21 protein-coding genes are annotated in these 25,990 nt (G+C 71.3%); 13 read left to right on the top strand and 8 right to left on the bottom strand.

Annotated elements, in window-relative coordinates; genetic code table 11:
* The first annotated feature begins 50 nt into the window (after positions 1-50).
* A complete protein-coding gene (locus ACWEFL_RS16220) occupies positions 51-2,027 on the top strand; it encodes a TerD family protein (protein WP_451712407.1) in 1,977 nt (658 codons plus the stop codon).
* A 237-nt stretch (positions 2,028-2,264) separates the two neighbouring features.
* Positions 2,265-3,311 carry a TerC family protein gene (locus ACWEFL_RS16215; RefSeq protein WP_451712405.1) on the top strand — a complete coding sequence of 349 codons (1,047 nt, stop codon included), beginning with the start codon at positions 2,265-2,267 and terminating at the stop codon, positions 3,309-3,311.
* 120 nt (positions 3,312-3,431) lie between these two features.
* On the opposite strand, the gene ACWEFL_RS16210 is transcribed toward ACWEFL_RS16215, so the two are convergent.
* The 4 genes from ACWEFL_RS16210 to ACWEFL_RS16195 form a co-directional block, all read right to left on the bottom strand.
* On the bottom strand, positions 3,432-4,607 hold the full coding sequence (locus ACWEFL_RS16210) for an ABC transporter permease (RefSeq protein ID WP_451712614.1): 1,176 nt from the start codon (positions 4,605-4,607) through the stop codon (positions 3,432-3,434).
* A 77-nt stretch (positions 4,608-4,684) separates the two neighbouring features.
* Positions 4,685-5,494: an ABC transporter ATP-binding protein gene (locus ACWEFL_RS16205; protein ID WP_451712402.1), complete on the bottom strand. Its 810-nt coding sequence runs from the start codon at positions 5,492-5,494 to the stop codon at positions 4,685-4,687.
* A complete protein-coding gene (locus ACWEFL_RS16200) occupies positions 5,491-6,672 on the bottom strand; it encodes an efflux RND transporter periplasmic adaptor subunit (RefSeq protein ID WP_451712399.1) in 1,182 nt (393 codons plus the stop codon). Before ACWEFL_RS16200 ends, ACWEFL_RS16205 begins: the two co-directional genes overlap by 4 nt.
* 232 nt (positions 6,673-6,904) lie before the next feature.
* Entirely contained in the window at positions 6,905-7,465 is a 561-nt protein-coding gene (locus tag ACWEFL_RS16195) for a hypothetical protein (RefSeq protein ID WP_451712396.1), read from the bottom strand.
* A 337-nt stretch (positions 7,466-7,802) separates the two neighbouring features.
* Between ACWEFL_RS16195 and ACWEFL_RS16190 the strand changes: the two genes are divergently transcribed.
* From ACWEFL_RS16190 to ACWEFL_RS16180, 3 genes are all read left to right on the top strand, one after another.
* On the top strand, positions 7,803-8,459 hold the full coding sequence (locus ACWEFL_RS16190) for a response regulator transcription factor (protein ID WP_451712393.1): 657 nt from the start codon (positions 7,803-7,805) through the stop codon (positions 8,457-8,459).
* A gap of 8 nt (positions 8,460-8,467) precedes the next feature.
* The gene (locus ACWEFL_RS16185; RefSeq protein WP_451712391.1) at positions 8,468-9,781 is read left to right on the top strand and encodes a sensor histidine kinase; all 1,314 of its coding nucleotides are present in this window, start codon (positions 8,468-8,470) and stop codon (positions 9,779-9,781) included.
* Between the two features lie 397 nt (positions 9,782-10,178).
* The gene (locus tag ACWEFL_RS16180) at positions 10,179-10,973 is read left to right on the top strand and encodes an alpha/beta fold hydrolase (protein WP_451712389.1); all 795 of its coding nucleotides are present in this window, start codon (positions 10,179-10,181) and stop codon (positions 10,971-10,973) included.
* 6 nt (positions 10,974-10,979) lie between these two features.
* Here ACWEFL_RS16180 and ACWEFL_RS16175 read toward each other — a convergent pair whose 3' ends face one another.
* Together ACWEFL_RS16175 and ACWEFL_RS16170 are read right to left on the bottom strand one after the other, a co-directional pair.
* Positions 10,980-11,636 (bottom strand): MBL fold metallo-hydrolase, encoded by a 657-nt coding sequence (locus ACWEFL_RS16175; protein ID WP_451712387.1) that lies wholly within the window; start codon positions 11,634-11,636, stop codon positions 10,980-10,982.
* A 183-nt stretch (positions 11,637-11,819) separates the two neighbouring features.
* Entirely contained in the window at positions 11,820-12,509 is a 690-nt protein-coding gene (locus ACWEFL_RS16170) for a maleylpyruvate isomerase family mycothiol-dependent enzyme (protein WP_451712384.1), read from the bottom strand.
* Positions 12,510-12,793: 284 nt separating this feature from the next.
* On the opposite strand from ACWEFL_RS16170, the gene uvrA reads away from it, so the two are divergent.
* A complete protein-coding gene (uvrA, locus tag ACWEFL_RS16165) occupies positions 12,794-15,778 on the top strand; it encodes an excinuclease ABC subunit UvrA (RefSeq protein WP_451712382.1) in 2,985 nt (994 codons plus the stop codon).
* Between the two features lie 243 nt (positions 15,779-16,021).
* Here uvrA and ACWEFL_RS16160 read toward each other — a convergent pair whose 3' ends face one another.
* On the bottom strand, positions 16,022-16,921 hold the full coding sequence (locus tag ACWEFL_RS16160) for a carbohydrate kinase family protein (RefSeq protein WP_451712611.1): 900 nt from the start codon (positions 16,919-16,921) through the stop codon (positions 16,022-16,024).
* Between the two features lie 124 nt (positions 16,922-17,045).
* Between ACWEFL_RS16160 and ACWEFL_RS16155 the strand changes: the two genes are divergently transcribed.
* The gene (locus tag ACWEFL_RS16155; RefSeq protein WP_451712380.1) at positions 17,046-17,477 is read left to right on the top strand and encodes a Rieske (2Fe-2S) protein; all 432 of its coding nucleotides are present in this window, start codon (positions 17,046-17,048) and stop codon (positions 17,475-17,477) included.
* Positions 17,478-17,705: 228 nt separating this feature from the next.
* On the opposite strand, the gene ACWEFL_RS16150 is transcribed toward ACWEFL_RS16155, so the two are convergent.
* Positions 17,706-18,638: a hypothetical protein gene (locus ACWEFL_RS16150; protein ID WP_451712377.1), complete on the bottom strand. Its 933-nt coding sequence runs from the start codon at positions 18,636-18,638 to the stop codon at positions 17,706-17,708.
* A gap of 308 nt (positions 18,639-18,946) precedes the next feature.
* Here ACWEFL_RS16150 and ACWEFL_RS16145 point away from each other — a divergent pair, with 308 nt between their 5' ends.
* The 6 genes from ACWEFL_RS16145 (at position 18,947) to whiA (ending at position 25,718) form a co-directional block, all read left to right on the top strand.
* Positions 18,947-19,555: a papain-like cysteine protease family protein gene (locus ACWEFL_RS16145; protein ID WP_451712375.1), complete on the top strand. Its 609-nt coding sequence runs from the start codon at positions 18,947-18,949 to the stop codon at positions 19,553-19,555.
* A 5-nt stretch (positions 19,556-19,560) separates the two neighbouring features.
* Positions 19,561-20,514 carry a hypothetical protein gene (locus ACWEFL_RS16140; RefSeq protein ID WP_451712373.1) on the top strand — a complete coding sequence of 318 codons (954 nt, stop codon included), beginning with the start codon at positions 19,561-19,563 and terminating at the stop codon, positions 20,512-20,514.
* A gap of 140 nt (positions 20,515-20,654) precedes the next feature.
* On the top strand, positions 20,655-22,739 hold the full coding sequence (gene uvrC, locus ACWEFL_RS16135; RefSeq protein ID WP_451712372.1) for an excinuclease ABC subunit UvrC: 2,085 nt from the start codon (positions 20,655-20,657) through the stop codon (positions 22,737-22,739).
* Positions 22,736-23,674 (top strand): RNase adapter RapZ, encoded by a 939-nt coding sequence (gene rapZ / locus ACWEFL_RS16130; RefSeq protein WP_451712369.1) that lies wholly within the window; start codon positions 22,736-22,738, stop codon positions 23,672-23,674. Before uvrC ends, rapZ begins: the two co-directional genes overlap by 4 nt.
* A complete protein-coding gene (locus tag ACWEFL_RS16125; RefSeq protein ID WP_451712366.1) occupies positions 23,671-24,738 on the top strand; it encodes a gluconeogenesis factor YvcK family protein in 1,068 nt (355 codons plus the stop codon). Before rapZ ends, ACWEFL_RS16125 begins: the two co-directional genes overlap by 4 nt.
* On the top strand, positions 24,729-25,718 hold the full coding sequence (gene whiA, locus ACWEFL_RS16120) for a DNA-binding protein WhiA (RefSeq protein WP_451712364.1): 990 nt from the start codon (positions 24,729-24,731) through the stop codon (positions 25,716-25,718). Before ACWEFL_RS16125 ends, whiA begins: the two co-directional genes overlap by 10 nt.
* The last annotated feature ends 272 nt before the right edge of the window (positions 25,719-25,990 follow it).

Genomic DNA, 25,990 nt, shown 5'->3' with positions numbered 1-25,990 from the left:
GTGTCGGCGGCGCGGCACCCGACCGACTACAGCATCGAGGGGACAAGGCGATGACGGCCGAGCTGGTCCGTGGGCAGAACCATCCGCTGCCCGACACCCGCCTGGAGATCCGGGTGTCCGCCGGTCATCCGGTCGTGGCCTGCGCCATCTGCTCCGACGAGCACAGGTCCGTACGCGACGACGGGCTCGCCCACCCCGGCGCACCGGTGCTGCCCGGCGTCGAGGTCCCCCGCGGGGCCACCGAAGCGCCCCGCTTCACCGTCGACCTCGACGCGGTTCCCGCCACGGTGCACCAGATCAGCATGGTGCTGGCCCTCCCCAGAGCCGCCGGCGGACCCGCCCACTTCGGGGCCACCGCCTCCCCGTTCCTCGCCGTCACCGACCGGGACGGCACCGAGGTCGCCAGCTTCACCATCACCGGCCTGGACAGCGAGACCGCGCTCGTCGCCTTCGAGCTGTACCGCCGCCAGAGCGCGTGGAAGGTACGCGCCGTCGGACAGGGATACGCGGGAGGACTCGCCCAGCTGCTCGGCGACCAGGGAGTCGCGCGGGCGGGGGAGCAGGCCGCCGAGATCCAGCGTTCGGTCGCCGTACGCCCGCCCAGGACGGAACCCGCCCAGCTGCGCACGGGAAGCGCCGCCGACGGCGCGTACATCCGCCCCTCGTCCGGCGCACGGCCCGGCCAGACGCCTTCCCCCGGCCCGGACAGCACGGTCCCGGACGGGCTCACCGGCTCGGGCGGAGCGCAGTCCGGACCCGCCGACACCCAGCAGGACGACACGGCCGGCGCCCCCACGGTGCCGGGCGGACCCATCGACTACGCGCACCCGCGCCGCAGCTCCGCACCGCCCCCGCCGCCCCCGGTCGCTCCCGCCGCCGAGCCGGGCCGGCCCGCGCGGCCCGTCGCGGGCGACGCCACCGGCTGGTCCATGGAAGAGCGGCTCTACAACCAGATCTGGGGCATGTTCGAGGACCTCGCCCGCACCGTCGCCGCCTACCGCAGCGCCGTGGAGTTCGCCGAGTCCCGGATGGACCAGGAGCTGGACCGGGCCCTGTCCGACCCGCGGAACCGGATCGGCCGGGCCGGCGACGCCGCGCGCGAGACGGCGCGCGCCAAGTGCGAGCAGCTCACCGCACAGGCCCGCCAGTCGCTCGACCGGGACCTCGCCCAGCTCTCCGCCGAGTCCGATGTGGTCGAACCCGCCCTGCCGCCCTCGTTCGCCCGCTGGGACAACCCCGTCTGGCACGCCTACCGGGTGCCCATGGAGACCCCGATGGCACTGCGCCTGGGCGATCTCCAGCTGCCCGAGAGCCCGGAGCTGCGCATTCCGTTCCTGATCAGGCTGCCGCTGGAGCGCGGTCTGTGGGTGGACGCCGGACGTGCCGGCTCCGAGGCCGCGATCATGCTGGACGAGGCACAGCTGCGGAAGCTCGCCATGGACTGCGCGGTCACCCACGCGGCCCGGCTGCTCGCCGTCTACCCGCCCGGCGACTTCACGGTCCATGTGATCGATCCGGCGGGCACGGCGGCCGCCTCACTCGCACCGCTGGTCCAGTCCGGTGTCCTGGCAGCACCGCCCGCGGCAGGAGCCCGAGGTGTGAGCGAGACCCTCGCCAAACTGACCCAGCGGGTGGACCTGGTGACCATGGCGGTACGCGGCGGCGCGCCCGACGCCCTGCCGCCCGACCTGGACACCTCCGAGCAACTGCTCATCGTCAACGACTTCCCGCACGGCTTCGACGACCGTGCGGTCACCCAGCTGCGCTACCTCGCCGACGAGGGCCCCTCGGTCGGCGTCCACCTGATGATGGTCGCCGACCGCGAGGACGCGAGCGCGTACGGGCCGGTGCTCGACCCGCTGTGGCGCTCGCTGCTGCGGATCACCCCGGTCCCCGACGACCATCTGGCCGATCCCTGGGTCAGGCACTCCTGGACCTATCAGCCGCCTTCGGTGCCGCCGGGCAGTGACATCCTGCGCCAGGTGCTGGACCGGGTGACCGCCGCCCGCAGGACCTGGGGGCGTTGACCTAAGTAGGCCGCTGACCTGCATATTTGAATAGCTCTTTACCTTGCCCTTTACCTTTCCTTGGGCTGTCCTGTACGCTCCTTGCGAGCGGAGGGGAGTACTCCCGGATGCGGCGTGCCCGTCAATACGGACCAGAAGGTCCCGGGGCGCCGGCCCGCGGTGGCAAGGCCACCCGGGTGGAGGAGACCTCCGGCAGCGACGACGCTGATCAAGTAGCCGTACGACGCCGGAGGCGCAGTGGACGTTTCATTGACCCTGTGGGTGCTGACCGTTCTCGGTCTGTGTGCCCTGATCGCAGTCGACTTCCTCATCGGGCGCAAGCCCCATGACGTGTCGATCAAAGAAGCCGGAATCTGGACGATCGTCTGGATTGTTCTGGCCGTGCTCTTCGGCATCGGTCTGCTGATCTTCGGGAGCAGCCAGTCGTCCGGGGAGTTCTTCGCGGGCTTCATCACCGAGAAGTCGCTCAGCGTCGACAACCTGTTCGTCTTCGTGCTGATCATGGCGAAGTTCTCGGTGCCGTCCCACCTCCAGCAGCGGGTGCTGCTCGTCGGTGTGCTGATCGCCCTGGTCCTGCGGGCCATCTTCATCGCCGCGGGCGCCGCGATCATCGCCAGCTTCTCGTGGGTCTTCTACATCTTCGGCGCGTTCCTGATCTACACCGCCTGGAAGCTCATCCAGGAGGCGCGCTCCGACGAGGAGGAGGAAGACTTCGAGGAGAACCGTCTCCTCAAGTCCATCGAGAAGAAGTTCGGCGTCGCGGACAGGTACCACGGCACCAAGCTCTTCATCCGGAACAACGGAAAGCGCATTCTGACCCCGCTGATGGTGGTCATGCTCGCCATCGGCACCACGGACGTCCTGTTCGCGCTGGACTCCATCCCCGCGATCTTCGGCCTGACCCAGGACCCGTACATCGTCTTCACGGCCAACGCCTTCGCGCTGATGGGTCTGCGACAGCTGTACTTCCTCATCGGCGGACTGCTCAGGAAGCTGGTCCACCTCAGCTACGGTCTGTCGGTGATCCTCGGCTTCATCGGCGTCAAGCTGGTGCTGCACGCCCTGCACGAGAGCGGGGTGAGCGTCCCCGAGATCTCGATCCCGTTCTCGCTGACGGTCATCTGCGGTGTGCTGATCGTCACCACGATCACCAGCCTCATCGCCTCCAAGAAGCAGTCCGAGCGTGAACTGGCCGAGGCCGCCGCCGGCGAAGGGGCGACCGGCAAGGGCGAGGGCAAGGACGGCGGGACGTCCGAGAAGGACAAGGACAGCGTGGAAGCCTGACGCTGTCGACGACGGTGGGTGCGACGGCTCGAAGCCGTCGCACCCACCGTTTCGTTCTTTCCGCTCCTCGTGGGGCCTCCTCCGCTCCTCGCGGGGCGGTGAACGATCGCGGTCACGGCGTCAGGGCGTGGCCAGTGCCTCGGTGGGGGAGAGGCGGGAGGCGCGTACGGCCGGATAGAGACCGGCCAGCGCGCCGATCGCCAGCGTCGCCCCGACGCCGCCGAACACCGCCCACGCCGGGACCACCGACGGCCAGCCCTGATAGACGGCGTAACCGGCTGTCACACCGGACCCCAGCACCGCCCCGCCGAACCCGCCGAGGGCGGAGAGCAGCAGGGACTCGGCCAGGAACTGCGTACGGATCTGACCTCGGGTGGCCCCCAGCGAGCGTCGCAGCCCGATCTCCGCACGCCGCTCCAGCACCGAGATGACCATGGTGTTGGCCACTCCGACACCGCCCACGAGCAGCGCGACCGCTCCCAGGCCCAGCAGCAGGCCCGTGAATGCCTCGCCCGCCGCCTGCTGGGCGGCCAGCGCGTCCGAGGGACGGGACACATCGGCCTCATTGGGCGATTCCGGGCTGGCGGTCGCCCCCAGCACATCCCGTACGCTCTCCACCGCGGACTCCTCGGACCGGGTGTAGACGGTCGTCGGATGTCCGTCGAAGCCCAGCTCGGACCTCGCTGCCGGCCAGCCCACCAACGCGGCCGAGTCCAGTTCCGGCGCCAGGGGAGCCGGCTTGAGGACGCCCACGACGGTGAACAGCTTGTCGCCGATCAGTACCCGGGTGTTCGGATCGACCCGTCCGATGCCGAGACGCTCGGCGGCGGACGCACCCAGGACCGTCGCCGGGTATGTGCCCGTCGCCGCGTTCAGCCAGGCGCCGGTGCGCAGTTCGGCGGCGACCGTTTCGCGCAGATCGGTACGGACGGCGAAGGCGGAGAGACCGTTCGTCTCCACCTTCGGGATCTTCGTGCTGCGGAAGACGTTCGTGTCGGGGATCTCGCCGATCGCCGACACCGACTCCACGGGGCCGATCCGGCCGACCATGGACTCGGACTCGAAGGGCAGCTTGGCCTTCTCGCCGGTGAAGGTCGAACCCGCCGAGACCGTCAGCAGATTGGTGCCCAGTGCGTCGAGCGTACGGTCGAGCTCGGCGCGGGACGAGGACGAGATCCCCACCACCGCGACCATCGCGGCGATGCCGATCGCGATGCCCAGCGCGGAGAGAAAGGCCCGCAGCGGACGAGTGCGCAGCCCCACCGCACCGACCTTGAGCACATCGCGCGGCCTCATGCGCGCCGGCCGGAGAGCGCGGGCGTCCGCCTCTGCCGAGTGCCGCACATCCGGCGGCTGCACCAGAGTGCCGGAAGTCATCGGCGTACCCCCTGCGCTCCCGTGCCCGCCCCCGCCGTGCCGCTCGCGACCGTGCCTGCCTCGGCCGTGCCGCTTCCGGCTGTGCCCGCCCCCGCCATGCCGCTTGCGTCCGTGCCCGCCCCCGCAGTCCCGCCTGCGGCCGTGCCCGCCGCGTCCTCGACTATGAGGCCGTCCCGCATCCGTACCTGCCGCGGGAGCGACCCCGCGATCTCCCGGTCATGCGTGATGATCAGCACGGTGGTCCCCGTCGCGTTCAGCTCGCGCAGCAGCCCCATCACGCCTTCCCCTGATACGGAGTCGAGTGCTCCGGTCGGCTCGTCGGCGAGCAGCAGCGGCGGATCACCCGCTACCGCACGGGCGATGGCCACGCGTTGCTTCTCACCGCCGGACAGCTCATGGGGCTCGTGGTCCACCCGGTGGCCCAGCCCGACCCGCTCCAGCGCGGCCGTGGCCCGCCGCCGGCGCTCAGCCGGGCGGAGCCCGCAGTACAGAAGCCCGTCGGCCACGTTGTCCAGGGCCGTGGTACCGGACGACAGATGGAACTGCTGGAACACAAAGCCGATCCGGCTCGCCCGCAGCGCGGACAGCTTGACGTCGGAGAGCGCGCCCACGTCGTACCCGTCGATGCGCACCATGCCCGAGGTCGGCCGGTCCAGCGTGCCCAGCACATGGAGCATGGTCGACTTCCCCGAGCCGGACGGGCCGACGATCCCGACGAGTTCACCCCGTGCGATCCGGAGCGAGACGCCTCCGAGCGCGGCCACCCCGCCCGCGTAGACCTTGGTCACATCCGTCAGGGAGATCACTTGGGCATCCCCACGATCGTGCCCTCGGAGACGCCGTCGCCGGAGATCTCGACCCGTCCGTCGGCGAACAGACCTGTCTTCACCGGGACGTACGAGGTCGTGGTGCCCTCGACGACCTCCAGACCGAACCCTCCCTCGGAGAGCGCCAGCAGCGCGGCGACCGGCACGGTCAGCACGTCCTCGCGCGTCTCCGCGGTGAAGTTCACGTTCACCGCGGCCAGGGCGTACGGTTCGGCGGCCTGCTGGGCCTTCTTGTCCTTGAGGCCGACGACCACCTCGACCTTGGTCGACGCCTCCTCGTCCTGCCCGCCGGCCGGTTTGATGATCGTGGAGACCTTGTTGATCACGCCGTCGACCACCGTGTCGTCGGGCAGGGTGACGGTGACCGCCCTGCCCACCTTCGCCAGCCGCTGATCGGCCGCGTCGAGCTCCACCGTGACGGCTTTCGAGGTCCCCGTGTACGAGAGCAGCTTCGCGCCCATCTGGACCGCGCTGCCCTTCACCGCCTCCAGGGCGTCCACCCGTACCTCGGCGGGCGCGAACACGACCCGGCCCAGATCCACGGTCCCGGTCTCCTCCAGACCGATGTCCTCCTGCCACTCCCTCACCGCGTCCGCCGTCGCGTCGGTGAACTCCTCGTCGACGGTGAAGCCGGTGTAACCGAGCGCCCGGAGATTCTGCTCAAGCTGTTTCACGTCGGGGCCCTCGACTCCTTCCGCGAGGGCGCGATACGCGGGCAGAGAGCCGTACATCAGCGTCACCGGCCGGTTGTCGACCTCGAACAGCGACTTGCCGCGGGTGACGCGCTGACCCGTCTCGGGTATCCCGGTGACCGTGCCGCCCAGGCGGCTGGAGACATCGGTGGAGGGGCCGTAACCCAACTCGCCGTCGGTGGTCTCCACATCCTCGAGGCTCTGCTTGGTCACCTCGGTCGTGTTCGGCGGCAGGCCGTCCGCCGCCTTGCCGTCGGCCGAGTCCCCGTCACCGCCGAGGCCGAGCGTGGTGGCGGCTACGGCACCGCCCGCGGCCAGTACGGCGAGGGCGACGGCCACTTTACGGCCGCGCCTTCTGCGGCGGCGCGAACCACGTGCCGGGGCGGTCGCCGGGTCGGTCGTCCCGGCCCCGGCTGCGATTCCCTCCCCGGCCATGGCTCCGGTTCCCTCGCCGGCTCCGCTCATGGCCCCGATCCCGGCGGCGTCTTCGGGTCCGGTCTCCGCCGGGGCCCCGGAGGCCGCCTCCGCGTGCGCGTGGGCACGCGGGCCGAAGGGCGATGTGCTCGTCCGACTGTCGGCGGCCGATGTACTGGCTGATGCACCGGCCGACGCACCGGTCGGCCCTCCTGTCGGCGTGACCGGCGCATCGGCGTGCGACTCGCTCGGCAGCCCATTCCTCAGCTGTCCCATGGACGGTTCATCCCTTTTCATTGAGGCTGCCGTCGGGCCTCTTGGGCATGGAGTCCTTGCACTTCTGCTCGGCATCCTTGAAGTTGGGATCGTCGCGCATGCTCCCGTCGATCCTGATGCCGCCGGCGTGCGGGTCGGGGAACTCCTCCACGCCGTTCTCCCGCATGCACTTGGCGTAGTTCCGCATGCCTTCCATGATCTTCGGGTCGGCCTTGCCCTTTCCCATGCCCTGGGGCTGGTACTGCTGGCACGCCTTCATGGCCTTGTCCATCTTGGCCTTGTCGCCGCCCTGGATGGTGATCCTGCCGTCCTTGGGATCCTCCATGTCGATCCCGTTCTCCCGCATGCACTGCGCGAACTTGATGATCTTCTCGTCGCCGTCCGCATCTGTGCCCGAACTCCCACCGTCCTTGCCGGTGCCGCCGGTCTTCGCGTCGCCGTCCTTGCTGCTGTTGGCAGAGGCCACCTGTTTGTCGTCGTTGCCTGATCCGCATCCGGTCAGCGCGAAGGCCATCGCCAGCGGCAGGACCGCCACAGCGGCCCGTATCCCGCGGGTCCTCGTTCGCATCGGGTCGTCTCCTCATGCTGCGAGCCGGTGAAGTCCCGGCCGTTTGAGAAGTGATGGAACGCCGCGCCGCGTTTCCTCCCCGTTTCCTTGTGGCCGCGGTCCGCGCGGGGCGCACAGCTAACGCCGGGGAAACGCGGCAGGCGTCACCATGGCCTCCAGGGGGTGCTGCGTCGCGGCGCGGCACCTGTACCGGAGGCCGTGTGCCGGACGACCTCACGGGAGCCCGACGCAGTCCCCTCCGAGTCCCCTCCGAGTCCCGTCCGAATCCCCTCCGAACCCCGTCCGAGTCCCCTCCGGGAACGCCGGGATGGAACAGCCGAACGAAGGAAGGCCGCAGATGCGAGTGCTGGTGGTGGAGGACGAGCCGATGCTCGCCGACGCGATCGCCGAGTGGCTGCGCGGTGAGACGCACGCCGTCGACGTGACCCACGACGGCGCGGCGGCGCTGGAGCGCATCGGCGTCAACGACTACGACGTGATCGTCCTGGACCGGGATCTGCCGACCGTGCACGGCGATGACATCTGCCGCCGACTGGCGGCGTCCGACGCCGTCGCCCGCGTGCTGATGCTGACCGCGTCGGCCGAGATCGCCGACCGCGTCGACGGGCTGGGCCTGGGCGCCGACGACTACCTCACCAAGCCGTTCGCCTTCGCCGAACTCGCCGCCCGCGTCCAGGCACTCGGTCGGCGCGCCCGTCCCGCCGCCCCGCCCGTGCTGCGCCGTGCGGGCATCACCCTGGACCCCGCCCGACGCGAGGTGTTCCGGGAAGGACGGTACGTACCGCTGTCGCGGAAGGAGTTCGCCGTACTCGCCGAACTGCTGCGTGCCGACGGGGCGGCGGTCTCGGCCGAGCATCTGCTGGAGAAGGCGTGGGACGAGCACGCCGACCCGTTCACCGGCGCCGTCCGGCTCGCCGTGCTCAAGCTGCGCCGCAAGCTCGGCGGCCCGCCCGTCGTCCAGACCGTCACGGGAGTGGGGTACCGGATTCCATGAGTCGCGCCATGACCAGGAGGAGAAACCGTTCGAAGCCGGGCACCCCGTCGAAGCCCAGGGCCCGATGGCTGCGGCTGCTGCTGCCGAGCAATCTCCCCCTGCGCGCCAGGCTCACCTTCATCTACGGCGGGCTCTTCATGGCCGCCGGGGTGGTGCTGCTCGGCGTGACGTACGTCCTGTTCAACAAGCAGGTCGGCACAGGAGCCGCCGCCAAGCTCATCGAGGTGCAGAAGGCGCCGGACAACGCGCCGAAGGGAACCGCCGCGACGGCCACCCCGTCCCCGCTCCCCCCGACACCGCCGACCGGCGTCTACACGACGATCGACGGCAAACGGGTCGCCGTCAGCGACACCAGCAAACTCCTGCAGGCGCAGCGTGAGGCGCTGAACGAAGCCGCGTCCACCTCCCTGCTCAGGCAGGGCGGCGCGGTGCTGGTGGTCGTGGGCGGGGTCGCCGCCGGCTTCGGCTGGCTCGTCGCGGGGCGAGTGCTGGCCCCGCTGCACCGGGTGACGGAGACCGCCCGGCGCATCGCCGCGGCTCCGGCCGCGGGCAGGGGACTGCACGAACGCATCGCGCTCGCGGGCCCCAACGACGAGGTCAAGGACCTCGCCGACACCTTCGACACCATGGTCGAACGGCTGGACCGCTCCTTCGACGGCCAGCGGCGCTTCGTCGCCAACGCCTCCCATGAACTACGTACCCCGCTCACCCTGGGCCGCGCCCTGGTCGAAGTGGCCATGCACCGCAAGTCGGCCTCCGATGATCTCCGCCACCTCGGCGAGAACCTTCTGGAGATCAACCTCCGTCATGAACGGCTGATCAGCGGGCTCTTGCTGCTCGCCGACTCGGAGAACGAGATCACCGACCGGCTGCCGGTCGATCTGGCCGATGTCGTCTCGCATGTCGTCGCCCAGACCGGACAGGAGGCGAAACTGGCCGGGATCACCGTCCATGAGCAGGCGGCCGAGGCCCCGACCACGGGCAACGCCCTGCTGCTGGAACGCCTGGTCCACAACCTCGTCGAGAACGGCATCCGCCACAACTCCGGCGAGGGCGGCTTCCTCTTCGTCACCTCCCGTACCCGCCCCGACGGCGTCGCCGAGGTCGAGGTCAGCAACTCCGGGCCCGCCGTGCCCCCGTACGACATCCCCTCCCTCTTCGAACCGTTCCGCCGGCTCGGCACCGACCGGCTGGTCAGCGCGAAGGGCGCGGGCCTCGGGCTGTCGATCGTCCGAGCCGTGGCCCGCGCCCACGGAGGCACGGTCGTCGCCAGCCCCCGCGAGGGGGGCGGGCTGGTGGTGACGGCGGCACTGCCGTCGTGACGCGGCCGTCGCGACACCCCGGACCGAGGGCCGGCAGCCCGCGCCCCGCCCCGCCCGGTGACACGACGCGCTGTGCCCCACAACGCCCCGGACGTACGACGTCGGCCGCACGGCCTCGATGCGGTACCGCCCCGATCCGTCGCGGCTTCCGCCGGTGATCCGGTACGACGCCGATCCGCCGTGGGCGTGGCGACGCGGCGTACGGCAACGGATCCGGTACGGCTCCTACGGCTCCGATGGGGCACCGGCGACCCGCCAGAGCCGACCGGCGGAGCGCGCCGACCCGGTACGCCTTCCAGGCGGGCCAGGCGGGCCAGGCGGGCCAGGCAGGCCAGGCGGGCCAGGCGGGCCAGGCGAGTAGGCACCCGGCCCGGTACGCACACGGCGACAATGGACGGTGCCGGACACGGGCCCCGCGCAGGGGCCGTACGCGACCCGAAAAGGACGTGACCCCATACGTACCCCCGCACCGGAGTCATCGGCGCTCCCCGCACTCCGGCTCGACCGGGCCCCTGAGCAGATCAGGGCGGCCGTACTCCTGCTGCACGGAGGCCGCGCCGACGCCCTGGAACCGCCGCCGCTGCTGAACCTCCCCGGCGCCCGGATGCGTCCCTTCGCCCGTGCGATCGCCCGCGCCACCGAGAACGGGGGCGTGGCGCTCGGCGCGGTCCGCTACCGCCGTCGCGGCTGGAACGGAGAGCTGGCCGACGCGGCCGCGGACGCCCTGCGTGCCCTGGACGAACTGGGCCTGCGGACCGGACCCGTCCCCGTCGTCCTGGTGGGCCATTCGATGGGCGGCCGTGCCGCCCTGCGCGCCGCGGCCCACCCCTTGGTGCGCGGCGTCGTCGGACTCGCTCCGTGGTGCCCGGAGGGAGAGCCGGTCGAGCACCTCGCGGGCAAGCGGATCGTCCTCGTCCACGGCGACCTCGACCGGGTGACCGACCCGGACGACTCGTGGGCGCTCGTCGAAAGGGCCCGCGGCGCGGGCGCGAAGTCCTGTGGGCTGCGCATGCCGGGCGGCGATCACGCCTTGATGCGCCGAGCCTCGGCCTGGCACAGGCTCACCACGAGCCTGGTCACCGGGCTGCTGGAGCTGGGCCCTCTGCCGGCCACAGTGACACTGAGCTTCGACGCGAGCCCCGAGGAGGGCGCCCCGACGCCTGCCGACGCGCCGTCCGCGGAGGGCGGGTGAGCCGCGTCACCAGCCGCGTTCGCGCCACTCGGGCAGATGCGGACGTTCGGCGCCGAGCGTCGTGTCCCTGCCGTGGCCGGGATAGACCCAGGTCTCGTCCGGCAGCCGGTCGAAGAGCTTGGCCTCCACATCGCCGATGAGGTCGGCGAAGGCATCCGGGTCCTTGCGGGTGTTCCCGACCCCGCCCGGGAAGAGGCAGTCGCCCGTGAACACATGTGGATGCCCGTGCGGATCGTCGTACACGAGGGCGATCGAACCGGGGGTGTGACCGACCAGACGGCGGGCGGTCAGCTCGACCCGGCCGACGCGGATGACGTCACCGTCTTCCAAGGGCACATCGGTCGGGACCGGGATGCCCTCGGCGTCGTACCTCCCCGCGTACGTACGCGCTCCGGTCGCGGCGACGACCGCGGCGAGCGCCTGCCAGTGGTCGGCGTGGCGGTGGGTGGTGACCAGCGACGCGATCGAGTCGTCCCCGATCAGCCGGAGCAGGGTCTCAGGGTCGTTGGCGGCGTCGATCAGCAACTGCTCGCCGGTGGCCCGGCAGCGGAGCAGATAGCTGTTGTTGTCCATCGGGCCGACCGCGACCTTGGAGATCACCAGGTCCTTCAGCTCATGCGCGTCCGCGGGTCCGCCGACCTTCACCACTCCGCTGTACGTCATGAGGGAAGCCTATCCCCGAGGTCCGACACCGGGCGGCGAGGACGTCGCCCGGTGGGCACGGCAGGCTGGTCAGTGCGGTCTGGTTGCGGGGGTCTGGTTACGCGGGCGTTCGGCCCCGGCGTCGTACCGCCTCGTTCGCGGTCGTCGCACTGCCCCTCGGCCACGGCGCGGGCCGCGCGGGACTCACAGCGGGGGCAGCGTCGGCAGCGGGCCGCCCGAGACCCGGAGCGCGGAGCCGTCGCGGCGTCCGGCGAGCCAGCCCATGAGGTCGGGCCCAGGGCCCTCGACCCCGATCGGACCGCCCCCGGCGCCGCCACCCGTCGTCCAGGTCCGTCCCGCGTCGGTCCTCAGCCCGGTCGACGGCACGCCCCGGTGGCCGCCGAACCGCTCCGCGAGGAAATCGATCTCGCGGAGCACGAACTCCTCCGGCAGATCCTCCAGCTCATAGCCGATGTCGAGGTCGACATGGTGCAGCTCGACCTCGACGAGCCTGCGGAAGGGCAGCCGCGCGGCCCGGTCGGTGACGCCGTTGCGCAGCTCGATGGTGCGGCTCCAGTCCGCGGGGAGTGAGGCCACGGCCCGCAGCCGGGCCGCGCTGTCGCGGAGGTCGGCGAGCTGGACGTCGACGGGCCGGTGCGCGTCCCGCTCGATGTCCGCGTCCCGCGCCTCGGCGTTCGCGTACATCGGGCGGCCGTCGAGAACATTCACGAGCGCGTCGGCGTTACGGGAGAGATGGGCCAGCACATGACCGCGGCTCCAGCCGGGCAGCCGTGACGGCCCGGCGGCACGGGCGTTGTCCATGGCGTCGGCTGCGGTGAGCAGCCGCTCGGTGGCTTCATGCAGTGATGCCAGGTCGCGCGATGGATCGATCATGGGCTCGACGATAGTCGTGCCACACGTTCGGGTGAAGGTGGCTTTCACCGGCCGTAAATCGAATGCGCGTGCTATAGCCTGGGGCGAGGCATCCTTGGTTGTCGGGCACTCTTCGGTCGCCCGGCATTCATCGCCCAGGCCCTCATCGGCCTGGCGGCTCCGCGGTCCGGATGGTCCGGGTCGCGGGCGGTGCACCATCTCCGCCAGAACCTCTTCAAGATCTTTTCGACACCTCCCAGGAAAGACAACCAAGACCTCTCAGGACAGAAAGGTGCGGACCCGGCGTGGCCGACCGTCTCATCGTTCGTGGCGCTCGCGAGCACAACCTCAAGAACGTCTCGCTCGACCTTCCCCGTGACTCCCTCATCGTGTTCACAGGGCTCTCCGGGTCGGGCAAGTCCTCGCTCGCCTTCGACACGATCTTCGCCGAGGGCCAGCGCCGCTATGTGGAATCCCTGTCGTCGTACGCCCGCCAGTTCCTGGGGCAGATGGACAAGCCGGACGTCGACTTCATCGAGGGCCTCTCCCCGGCCGTCTCCATCGACCAGAAGTCGACTTCGCGCAACCCCCGCTCGACGGTCGGCACGATCACCGAGGTGTACGACTACCTCAGGCTGCTCTTCGCCCGCATCGGCAAGCCGCACTGCCCCGAGTGCCGCCGGCCGATCTCCCGGCAGTCCCCGCAGGCCATCGTCGACAGGGTGCTCGAACTGCCCGAAGGCAGCCGCTTCCAGGTCCTGTCTCCGCTGGTGCGCGAGCGCAAGGGCGAGTTCGTCGACCTCTTCGCCGATCTGCAGACCAAGGGATACAGCCGGGCGCGCGTCGACGGGAAGACCATCCAGCTCGCCGAGCCGCCCACGCTGAAGAAGCAGGAGAAGCACACCATCGAGGTGGTGGTGGACCGCCTCACGGTGAAGGAGGGCGCCAAGCGGCGGCTCACCGATTCGGTCGAGACCGCCCTCGGGCTCTCCGGCGGCATGGTCGTGCTCGACTTCGTCGACCTCCCCGAGGACGACCCCGAGCGCGAGCGGATGTACTCCGAACATCTGTACTGCCCGTACGACGACCTGTCGTTCGAGGAGTTGGAGCCGCGCTCCTTCTCCTTCAACTCTCCCTTCGGCGCCTGCCCCGACTGCACCGGCATCGGCACCCGTATGGAGGTCGACCCCGAGCTGATCGTCCCGGACCCGGAGAAGTCCCTCGACGAGGGCGCGATCCACCCCTGGTCCCACGGTCACACCAAGGAGTACTTCGGACGGCTGATCGGCGGGCTCTCCCAAGCGCTCGGCTTCTCCACCGACATGGCCTGGGCCGGGCTGCCGCAGCGCGCCAGGAAGGCCCTGCTGCACGGTCACAAGACCCAGGTCGAGGTCCGCTACCGGAACAGGTACGGGCGGGAGCGCGCGTACACCACGCCCGCGTTCGAAGGGGCGGTCCAGTTCGTCCGGAGGCGGCACCAGGAGGCCGAGAGCGACGCGAGCAGGGAGCGCTTCGAGGGCTATATGCGCGAGGTGCCGTGCCCGACGTGCGAGGGCACCCGGCTGAAGCCGATCGTCCTCGCGGTCACGGTGATGGAGCGGTCCATCGCCGAAGTCTCCGCGATGTCGATCAGCGACTGCGCCGACTTCCTCGGCCGGCTGAAGCTCAACGCGCGGGACAAGAAGATCGCCGAACGGGTGCTCAAGGAGGTCAACGAACGGCTGAAGTTCCTGGTCGACGTCGGCCTCGACTACCTCTCGCTGAACCGCGCGGCGGGCACGCTCTCCGGCGGCGAGGCCCAGCGCATCCGGCTCGCCACCCAGATCGGCTCCGGCCTCGTGGGCGTTCTGTACGTCCTGGACGAGCCGTCCATCGGCCTGCACCAGCGGGACAACCACCGGCTCATCGAGACCCTCGTCCGTCTGCGCGACATGGGGAACACCCTGATCGTCGTCGAGCACGACGAGGACACCATCAAGGTGGCCGACTGGATCGTCGACATCGGCCCCGGCGCGGGGGAGCACGGCGGCAAGGTCGTGCACTCCGGTCCCTTGAAGGGGCTGCTGGCCAACAAGGAGTCGACGACCGGGCAGTATCTCGCCCGGAAGAAGTCCATCCCGACGCCCGACATCCGCCGCCCCTCGGATCCGGGACGCCGGCTCACCGTCCACGGGGCCCGGGAGAACAACCTCCGGGACATCGACGTCTCCTTCCCGCTCGGAGTCTTCACCGCCGTCACCGGCGTCTCCGGCTCGGGCAAGTCGACCCTGGTCAACGACATCCTCTACACGCACCTGGCGCGCGAGCTGAACGGCGCGAAGTCGGTGCCCGGCCGCCACACCCGGGTGGACGGGGACGACCTCGTCGACAAGGTCGTCCATGTCGACCAGTCGCCCATCGGCCGTACGCCCCGCTCCAACCCCGCCACGTACACCGGTGTCTTCGACCATGTGCGCAGGCTCTTCGCGGAGACGATGGAGGCCAAGGTCCGGGGCTACCTCCCCGGCCGGTTCTCCTTCAACGTCAAGGGCGGCCGGTGTGAGAACTGCTCCGGTGACGGCACGATCAAGATCGAGATGAACTTCCTTCCCGATGTGTACGTTCCGTGCGAGGTCTGCCACGGAGCGCGCTACAACCGGGAGACCCTGGAGGTGCACTACAAGGGCAGGTCCATCGCCGAGGTGCTGGACATGCCGATCGAGGAGGCGCTGGACTTCTTCGAGGCGGTCCCGACGATCGCCCGGCATCTCAAGACGCTCAACGAGGTGGGGCTCGGCTATGTGCGGCTCGGCCAGTCCGCGCCGACGCTCTCCGGCGGTGAGGCACAGCGGGTGAAGCTGGCCTCCGAGCTTCAGAAGCGTTCCACCGGGCGCACGGTGTACGTGCTGGACGAACCGACGACGGGACTGCACTTCGAGGACATCAGCAAGCTCATCACGGTGCTGGCCGGTCTGGTCGACAAGGGCAACACGGTCATCGTCATCGAGCACAACCTTGATGTGATCAAGACCGCCGACTGGGTCGTCGACATGGGTCCGGAGGGCGGCAGCGGCGGCGGTCTCGTCATCGCCGAGGGCACCCCCGAGCAGATCGCGGGCGTCCCCGCGAGCCACACCGGCAAGTTCCTGAGGGAGATCCTCGACCCGGAGCTCATCAGCGACGCGGTGGTGCCGAGGGCCCGGTCGGCGGCGAAGCGGGCCGCCGCGAAGAAGAAGGCGGTCGCGGCGAAGGGCGCTGTGGCCGAGGGCACCGCGGCGAAGGCCACGACATCCCGAGCCCGGAAGGCGTAGCGACCGCGTCCCGGCTCCCCTCGGGTCCGGCGGCTCTCCGGCCGCCGGACCCGAGCATGCCCCGCACTGCGGCACGCCCTCCGCTGAGCGGGCGGCCCCGCACCGCCGAGCCGTCCGGGCCCGCCCGGCGAGCGGGCGTTCCTCAGCGGGCTCGGTGAGGTGCGCCTCCGTTGCGACGCCGCTGGTGCTCGTCGCGGGCGTGGCCCGGCAGAGGGAAGCGGACGCCGGATCCGCCGTAACCGCTCAGACCTCCAGTTCCCAGGCGTACGGGGGTTCCGCGCCCGTCCGGGAGCAAGTGACCGCCGCCGCGCGGGAGGCGAAGCGGAGGATGTCGTGCCAGGCGTCGGTGCCCAGGTCCGCCATTCCGTCCGGTGAGAGGGCGTCGCGGGCCGCGAGGGCGTGGAGGAGGGCCGCGTTCACCGTGTCGCCCGCGCCGATGGTGTCGGCGACGGTCACCGCGGTGGCCGGGACCGAGACCGCCGCCCCGGCGCGGGTGCGTACCGTCATACCGCGCGCGCCCCGGGTCAGGACCACCGCCGCGGGACCCTCGGGGACGCCGCCTCCCAGCCAGGCCGCGTCGTCCTCCGACAGCTTCAGCAGCGAGACATACGGCAGCCAGGCCGCGAACCGCTGACGGTAGGCGTCCGGGCCCGGGATGAGGCCCGGTCTGATGTTGGGGTCGAGAAGGGTGAGGAGCCCGCGTCCGGCCTCGCGGCGCAGCAGCTCCTCGTACGCGCTCGCGCCCGGTTCGAGGACCAGGGAGCAGGTGCCGAACGCCACCGCGCGCGCCTCGTCCGGCAACCGGGGCGGCAGAGTGAAGAGCCGGTCCGCGCTGCCCTGCGCGTAGAAGCCGTACCCCGCCGAGCCGTCCGCTCCGATGGACGCGACGGCCAGCGTCGTCGGCTCGGGTCCGCGTTCGACGAGAGAGGTCTCCACTCCGGCCTTGCGCAGTCCGGCCAGCAGCGCGTCCCCGAAGGCGTCCGTCGACATCCGCGAGCAGAAGGCCGCCCGTGCGCCCAGTCGCCCCAGGGCGACGGCGGTGTTGTACGGGCCGCCGCCGAGGCGGGGCAGCAGCGTCGGAAGAGGCTCGCCGTCCCCTTGGGGGACCAGGTCGATCAAGGACTCTCCGGCGACGACGATCATGGCCAGAACGTAGCCCATCACCTCACCCGACGGGAGGGAGCCCGCTCTCCGGGCACCGGATCTGCGCCGGTATCGTCGGGTCCGTCGCAGAAGACCGCACCCCGCCCCGACCAGTGGAGTTCCCATGTCCGGCCACCCCTCAGCCGCCCGCCGCACCATGCTGAAGGGCGCGGCGCTCGCCGGGGCCGCCGGCCTGGGGGTCGCCGCCTGTTCCACCGAGTCCAAGCTCGGCCGGGCCCAGAACCCCACCCCGACCGCGCCCGTCGACCTCGGCGCGGCCGACGCCGTACCGGTCGGCGGGGCCAAGCTCTACCGCGAACAGCGCCTCGTGGTGAGCTGCCCGGCAGCGGGCGAGTACAAGGCGTTCAGCGCCCAGTGCACGCACGCGGGCTGCGCGCTCGACAAGGTCGAGGGCACCGAGGCCAACTGTCCGTGTCACGGCAGCCGCTTCGACGTCACCACCGGCGAGGCGCTCCGGGGCCCGGCGACCGTGCCGCTTCCCGAGGTCCCGCTCACCCTGCGGGAAGGCAAGCTGGTGGCGGGCCCCGGAGCGTAACCGGACCGCCCGATGGGCGCGCGACCTGCACCGGTCCATCGGCCCCCGCCCCGGCTCCGTGCGGCCCTGTAGCCGGCACCGGCCCGTACGGCCCCCGCCCCGGCTCCGTGCGGCCCTGCAACCGGCCGCTCCGGCTCCGTGCGGTCTGCCTCACGCCCGCCGGTTCCGCTCGGTCCGCCCCACGCCGCTCCGGCTCCGCTCGGCCTCCTCACGGCCGTTCCGGCTCGGTCAGTCCCAGTCCCAGTCGATGCCCAGGATCCCCGGCCGTACCCCCTGCTCGACCAGATGGACCGTGCGGTGTCTGCCGCTCAGGGTCAGATCGGTCCGGGCGCCGCGCGGCGCACCCGTCGTGGCCTGCGCGAAGCGCCGGCATCTCACCGGCAGCGCGCCCTCGTCGAAGCGGACCTGCAGGACGTACTGGCCGCCCGCGTAGGTGAAGCCGCGCACATACTCGCTGCTCGGCCCTGCGGTGCCGTCCTCGATGCCGTAGCCGAAGAGATAGGTCTCCCCGGCGCGCAGCCGGGCGTCGAAGAGCAGCTCGGCGACGACCACCCCGCTCTCCCGCTGCCAGCGCACCCGTCCGGTACGGCAGTTCTCCCGCGCGCTCACCCGGACGCGTCCCGGGTCGCAGCCGGGATCCCCGTGATGGATGGCGAGATAGCGGTCGACGCCGTCGCGGTGGGCGCGTACGACATGCTGCGAATCGCGCCCCATCAGCTCACGGGCTGCTCCCACCCGTACCCGCTCGGTGTGTCCCACCGTGTGCAGCCCGCCGTCGGCGGGGGACTCCAGCTCCGCCAGCAGTTGCTCCACCGTGCCCGACACCTCCATCAGCGAGCGGTACGAGCGTGAGGCGGGGCGCTCGGCATCGGCGTTCGGGCTGCCCTCGCCGACGCCCAGCAGCCGGATGAGCGAGTTTCCGGGGAGTTCGAGTACGTCCTCCAGGGCGCGTACGGCCCGCAGGGACTCGGGACGCTGGGGCCGGCGCGCGCCCTGCTGCCAGTAACTCAGGCTGGTGACCCCGACCTTGATCCCCCGGTGGGCGAGATGGTGCTGGACGCGTTGGAGCGGCAGCCCGCGCACCGCCAGGGCCGCGCGCAGCGCCAGATGGAAGGGGCCGGTGTGCAGCACCTGCGCCAGATCGGCCTCGGTGTGACCCATGGGAACCTCCAGCGTCCGTGGGCTCCGTTCGCGCGTCGACCCGTACGGCCGCCGCCCGTACGCGTACGGGTCCGCACGCGACCCGCACGGCCCCGGTGAACGTTCACGACGGAATCCGGCCGTGCGGGCGGGTGGCGGCGGCCGTCCAGGTGGGGCCGGAAGGAGCCGTTCACATCCCGGCCGAGGCGTTCACAGCCCCGGATCCCCCGCATTGAAGCGTGTTGACCTGTCTACGACAAGGACTGATGCTCAACCAGCAGCGTCCGGACGCGCTCCTCCACCCCCACCACCCTTACGGGAGGAACGCAATGCGCGATACCAGGAGGCGGCTCGCCGGCACGGCGGCCGTTCTCGCCGCACTCGTCACCCTGCCCCTGTCCACGGCATCTGCCGCGCCCGCTGAAGACGACCGTACGTCGACTGCTCAGGCGGCACTCGCCTCGAAGCGTCTCAACATCACCATGCAGGCCCAGCTGAAGACCAACTGGTGCTGGGCGGCGGCCGGCAACACCATCGCCGCGCACTTCGGCCGCAACTACTCGCAGAACCAGTTCTGCAACGCCGCCTTCAACCGGCAGCAGGGCAGCGAGTGCCCCAACTCGCAGGCCACGCTGGCGGATGTGCAGAAGGGTCTGCGCTGGGCGGGCGTCAGTTCCGGTTCGTACATCGGCAACTGGCTGCGCTATCCAGCCGTGCAGACCGAGATCAACGCGAACCGTCCTGTCGAGACCCGTATCCAGTGGTCGAGCGGTGGTGGCCACATGCATGTCATCTACGGCTACGACACCGCCAACAACTGGGTCTACTGGGGCGACCCCTGGCCCTCCAGCCAGCGCTACAGCTGGGCCTCCCACGCCTGGTACGTGAACAACAACTCCTTCTCCTGGACCCACTCGCTCTACCGGATCGGAGCGTGAGCACGATGAGCAGGCTCCCCGGAAACACCCGAAACACCCGCAGCATCGGCACCACCGAAAGTGCCGCAGTCACGGCAGGGCCCGGAGCCGGAGCCCCGCTGCTGCGCCGGCTCCCGGCGACCGCGGCGGTCGCGGCCTGCCTCGCGCTCGGCTCCGTCGGCGCGCTCACCGGCTCGGCGGCCGCCGACACCGGCACACCGCGGCCGTCCGCCGCCGATCTGGCCGCCGCCCGTGGCGCGGCCACCGCCCCGGCGACCCTGGACACGCTCTCCCGCTTCTTCGCGAGGGACGGAGCCGTCGCCCGCTCGGCGGCCGAGCCCCGCGCCGAGGGAGCGACCGTGCCGGTGCTGACGCTGTCGCCGGACTTCGTGGCAGGAAAGGCCGGGGCGCCCGTGGCGCGTACGGAGTTCCTCGCCACGAAGGCGGTCGCGTCCGACGGCCGGTCCGCGTCGGTCTGGGCGGCCCGCCAGGGCGCGGGCTGGCAGGTGGTCAACATCGCCACCGGCGACGACGAGTTCCGGTACACGGATCTGGGCAGGAGCAAGCTCCCCGGCGGCACCGTCTTCCGTGAGCCGCAGGTCGACGCCTGGTACGTCAGCAAGGGCGACCGTGTGCTCCCGCTGGACGAGGACGCGATACGCGCGATCGGCGGCAAGGGCACCACGCTGACCGCGTACCGGGAGCGGGTCAGGGCCGCGTACGCGGACAAACTGCCCGGCTCGGGCTACGCCGAGAAGGGCATGGCGGGCGGCTACGACCGGAACGCCGGGGCAGGCGGCCCCGCCGCCCGCCCCGCGGCCGATCCCGCACCCCGCGGCCTCGCCGCCGGACAACCCGCGCAACAGGGCGGCGGCGCGGACGGCACGACCACCGCGGCCTCGGTCGCGGCGGGAGCGGGCGCGGTCCTCGCGGTCGCCCTCTGCGTCGTCGGAGCGGTCAGGCTGCGCCGCCGGGCCTGAGAAACACGGGCGCCCGCCGTTCTCCCCGGCGGCGGGCGCCCGCCGAGATCCCCCGGCCGGGGTGCCCCCTCACAGCCCCCGGCCGGGGCGCGCCCCCGACCGCGGCCCTACTGTCAGTCCCCGCCAGTAGGGTGGATGACATGGCAGACCCCTCCAGCTACCGCCCGAAGCCGGGAGAGATCCCCGACTCTCCGGGGGTCTACAGATTCCGCGACGACCACCGGCGGGTGATCTACGTCGGAAAGGCGAAGAACCTGCGCTCGCGGCTCGCCAACTACTTCCAGGACGTGTCGAGTCTGCACCCGCGCACGGCCACCATGGTCACCACGGCGGCCGGAGTCGAGTGGACGGTCGTCGCCACCGAGGTCGAGGCGCTCCAGCTGGAGTACACCTGGATCAAGGAGTTCGACCCCAGGTTCAACGTCAAATACCGCGACGACAAGAGCTATCCCTATCTCGCGGTCACCCTGAACGAGGAGTTCCCCCGCGTCCAGGTGATGCGCGGAGCCAAACGGAAGGGCGTGCGCTACTTCGGTCCGTACGGCCACGCCTGGGCGATCCGCGAGACCGTCGACCTGATGCTCCGCGTCTTTCCCGTCCGCACGTGCTCCGCCGGAGTTCTCAGGAACCATCAGCAGAAGGGCCGTCCCTGTCTCCTCGGGTACATCGGCAAGTGCTCGGCGCCCTGCGTGGGCCGGGTCACCCCCGAGGAACACCGCGAACTGGCCGAGGAGTTCTGCGACTTCATGGCCGGCCGCGCCGGCCCGTACATCCGCCGCCTGGAGAAGCAGATGACCGCGGCGGCCGACGAGATGGAGTACGAGCGGGCGGCCCGCCTCCGTGACGACATAGAGGCGCTCAAACGCGCCCTGGAGAAGAACGCCGTCGTGCTCTCCGACGGCACCGACGCCGATCTGATCGCCGTCGCCGAGGACGAGCTGGAGGCCGCCGTCCAGATCTTCCACGTCCGCGGCGGCCGGGTGCGCGGACAGCGTGGCTGGGTCACCGACAAGGTCGAGGCGGTCGACACCTCCGGCCTCGTCGAGCACGCGCTACGACAGCTGTACGGGGAGGAGCGCGGCGACGCCGTCCCCAAGGAGGTGCTCGTCCCGGCCCTTCCCGGCGATCCGGACGCGGTCAGCCAGTGGCTCGGCGAGCGCCGCGGCTCCCAGGTGTCCCTGCGCATCCCCCGCCGGGGTGACAAGAAGGACCTGATGGAGACGGTGGGGCGCAACGCACAGCAGGCGCTCGCCCTCCACAAGACCAAGCGCGCCGGCGATCTCACCACCCGGTCCCGCGCGCTGGAGGAGATCGCCGAGGCCCTGGGGCTGGACTCCGCGCCGCTGCGGATCGAGTGCTTCGACATCTCCCACCTCCAGGGAGAGGACGTGGTGGCCTCCATGGTCGTCTTCGAGGACGGCCTGCCGCGCAAGAGCGAGTACCGCCGCTTCCAGATCAAGACCTTCGAGGGGCAGGACGACGTCCGGTCCATGCACGAGGTCGTCGGCCGCCGCTTCCGCCGCTATCTGGCGGAGAAGGACAAGACGGGCGAGTGGATCGGCGCCGACACCCCCGCCGACACCCCTTCGGACCACACCGCTCCGGACCGCACCCCCTCGGACCACGCCGCCGACACCGACACCGCCGACACGCCCGGCGTCCGCGGGGACCACTCGCGGACCGCCATGGACGACGACGGCCGCCCCAAGCGCTTCGCCTACCCGCCCCAGCTCGTCGTCGTCGACGGCGGAGCGCCCCAGGTGGCCGCCGCCCGGCGCGCCCTCGACGAACTGGGCATCGACGACGTCGCCGTCTGCGGACTGGCCAAGCGGCTCGAAGAGATCTGGCTCCCCGGCGAGAGCGATCCGGTGATCCTGCCGCGCTCCAGCGAGGGCCTGTATCTGCTCCAGCGCGTGCGCGACACGGCCCACGACTTCGCCATCCGCTACCAGCGCTCCAAGCGGACCAAACGCATCCGGACCAGCCCCCTCGACGCGGTCCCCGGCCTCGGTGAAACCCGCAAACAGGCGCTGATCAAGCATTTCGGCTCGGTCAAGCGGCTGAAGCAGGCCACAATCGAGCAGATCTGCGAGGTACCCGGCATGGGCCGCAAAACCGCGGAGTCCGTCGTCGTGGCACTCGCCCGGACGGCTCCGGCCGCCCCTGCCGTGAACACGGCGACAGGAGAGATCATGGAAGAGAACGACGGGGGCGGCACGAGATGAACGAGCACGACGGAGACGGAGCAGCAGACGTGAGTACGGGCACCACGACCGAACCCGGCGGTGCCGCGGAGGCGGCCATCCCCGAACTGGTGATCATCTCCGGAATGTCCGGCGCGGGGCGCAGCACGGCCGCCAAGTGTCTGGAGGACCTCGGCTGGTTCGTCGTCGACAACCTGCCGCCCGCGCTGATCCCCACCATGGTGGAGCTGGGCGCGCGCTCACAGGGCAATGTCGCGCGGATCGCCGTCGTCGTCGACGTCCGTGGCCGGCGCTTCTTCGACAACCTCCGCGAGTCACTCGCGGACCTGGACGCCAAGCAGGTCACCCGCCGGATCGTCTTCCTGGAGTCGTCCGACGAGGCCCTGGTCAGGCGGTTCGAATCGGTCCGCAGACCGCATCCGCTACAGGGAGACGGCCGGATCGTCGACGGCATCGCCGCCGAGCGCGATCTGCTTCGCGAGCTGCGCGGCGACGCCGACCTGGTCATCGACACCTCCAGCCTGAACGTGCACGAGCTGCGCGCCAAGATGGACGCCCAGTTCGCGGGCGACGAGGAGCCCGAGCTGCGGGCCACGGTGATGTCGTTCGGATTCAAGTACGGACTGCCCGTCGACGCCGACCTCGTCGTCGACATGCGCTTCCTGCCCAACCCGCACTGGGTCCCCGAGCTGCGCCCCTTCACCGGACTGAACGAAGAGGTGTCGAACTACGTCTTCAACCAGCCCGGCGCGAAGGAGTTCCTCGACCGCTACACCGAGCTGCTCCAGCTGATCGCCGCGGGCTACCGGCGCGAGGGCAAGCGGTATGTGACCGTCGCCGTCGGCTGCACCGGCGGCAAGCACCGCTCGGTCGCCACCTCGGAGAAGCTCGCCGCCCGCCTGATCTCCGCCGGCTTCGAGACCGTCGTCGTCCACCGGGACATGGGGCGCGAGTGACCGGAAACTCCCTGCGTCTGCGGCGGCTGCGCAGGTCCGCGCACAGGCCCAGCGGACGTAAACGCGGCGCACAGCCCAAGGTCGTCGCCCTCGGCGGCGGAAGGGGCCTCTCCGCTTCCCTGACCGCCCTGCGCCGTATCACCGGGGACCTGACCGCCGTCGTCACCGTCGCCGACGACGGCGGCTCCAGCGGACGGCTCCGCGAGGAGCTGGGCGTGCTGCCGCCGGGCGATCTGCGGAAGGCGCTCGCCGCGCTGTGCGGTGACGACGACTGGGGCCAGACCTGGGCCAGGGTCATCCAGCACCGTTTCCACTCCAAGGGCGATCTGCACGACCACGCGGTCGGCAATGTGCTGATCGTGGCGCTGTGGGAACAGCTCGGCGACCCGGTCCAGGCGCTGGACCTGGTCGGCAGGCTCCTCGGGGCCCATGGCAGGGTGCTCCCGATGTCGGCCGTGCCGCTGGAGCTGCAGGCGCTCGTACGGGGCCATGACCCGGCGCGCCCGGACGAGGTGGACACCGTACGGGGGCAGGCGACCGTCGCGCTCACACCGGGGGAGGTGCAGTCCGTGCATCTGGTGCCGTCCGGTCCGCCGGCGGTCCCCGAAGCCGTCGCCGCGGTACTCGACGCCGACTGGGTGGTGCTGGGCCCCGGCTCCTGGTTCTCCTCCGTCATTCCCCATCTGCTGGTGCCCGAATTGCTGGACGCTCTGGTCCAGACGAAGGCCCGCCGGGTCCTCTCGCTCAATCTCGCCCCCCAGCCCGGAGAAACAGAAGGCTTCTCACCGCAGCGTCATTTGGAGGTTTTGGGACGACACGCGCCTAAACTCGCCCTGGACGTGGTGCTGGCCGATGAGGCCGCCGTGCCCGATCGCGACTCCCTCGCCGACGCCGCCAAGCGGCTCGGCGCCGCGGTCGAGCTGGCCCCCGTGGCCTACACCGGGGGGACTCCTTTCCGGGGCGACGCCGCCGGGGCAGGGGTTCCGAAGCACGACCCGGAGCTGCTGGCCGCCGCGTACGACCGTATTTTTCGGATGCATGGAAGGATCGGCCCATGGCGATGACGGCAGCGGTGAAGGACGAGATCTCCCGGCTTCCCGTCACCCGGACCTGCTGCAGGAAGGCGGAGGTCTCGTCGATCCTGCGGTTCGCGGGCGGGCTGCACCTGGTGAGCGGACGCATCGTGATCGAGGCGGAGCTGGACACCGGCATCGCGGCGCGCCGGCTCAAGCGGGACGTTCTCGAGATCTTCGGGCACGGCTCCGAGCTGATGGTGATGGCTCCCGGAGGACTGCGCCGCGGCTCCCGCTACGTCGTACGGGTGGTGGCGGGCGGTGATCAGCTGGCGAGGCAGACCGGCCTGGTCGACGGCCGGGGCCGCCCGATCCGGGGGCTGCCGCCACAGGTGGTCTCCGGTGCGACCTGTGACGCGGAAGCCGCCTGGCGCGGCGCGTTCCTCGCGCACGGCTCACTGACCGAGCCGGGGCGCTCCTCCTCACTGGAGGTCACCTGCCCCGGACCGGAGGCCGCCCTCGCCCTGGTGGGCGCGGCCCGCAGGCTCTCGATCGCGGCCAAGGCGCGCGAGGTGCGCGGAGTGGACCGGGTCGTCGTCCGCGACGGGGACGCGATCGGTGCACTGCTGACCCGCCTCGGGGCGCATGAGTCGGTGCTGGCCTGGGAGGAGCGGCGGATGCGGCGCGAGGTGCGCGCCACCGCCAACCGTCTGGCCAACTTCGACGACGCCAACCTCCGGCGCTCGGCCCGAGCCGCGGTCGCCGCGGGAGCCCGTGTGCAGCGCGCGCTGGAGATCCTGGCGGAGGAGGTGCCCGAGCACCTCGCCGCCGCGGGCAGGCTGCGCATGGAGCACAAGCAGGCGTCGCTGGAGGAGCTGGGCGCGCTCGCCGACCCGCCGCTGACGAAGGACGCGGTCGCGGGCCGTATCCGACGGCTGCTGGCGATGGCGGACAAGCGGGCGCAGGATCTGGGCATCCCGGGCACGGAGTCCAACCTCACCGAGGAGATGGCGGACGGCCTGGTCGGCTGATTCCACTCCAGGAACCCCGTCCGGACGGGCTGGTCGGCTGATTCCACGGCGGATCCCCGACCGGGCTCCGGTCGGGGATCCGCCGGGGCCGAAGGGCCGATCCGGACGCGGCCGAGTCGCGGGCGCCGTCCGCCGGGCGGGCCGTTTGGACGGACGACGGCGCCACGGCCCTTCCCCGCCCCTCGCGTCTCGGCCGCCTCATCGCGGTTTCCACCGCTCTCTCACCGCTGCCGGTGTCCCACGGACACCGGCAGCGGTCTTTCCGCGCGCTC

Source organism: Streptomyces sp. NPDC004838, assembly GCF_053600955.1.
Note: the sequence above shows the minus strand (reverse complement) of the source record. Positions and strands in the feature narration are given on the sequence as shown.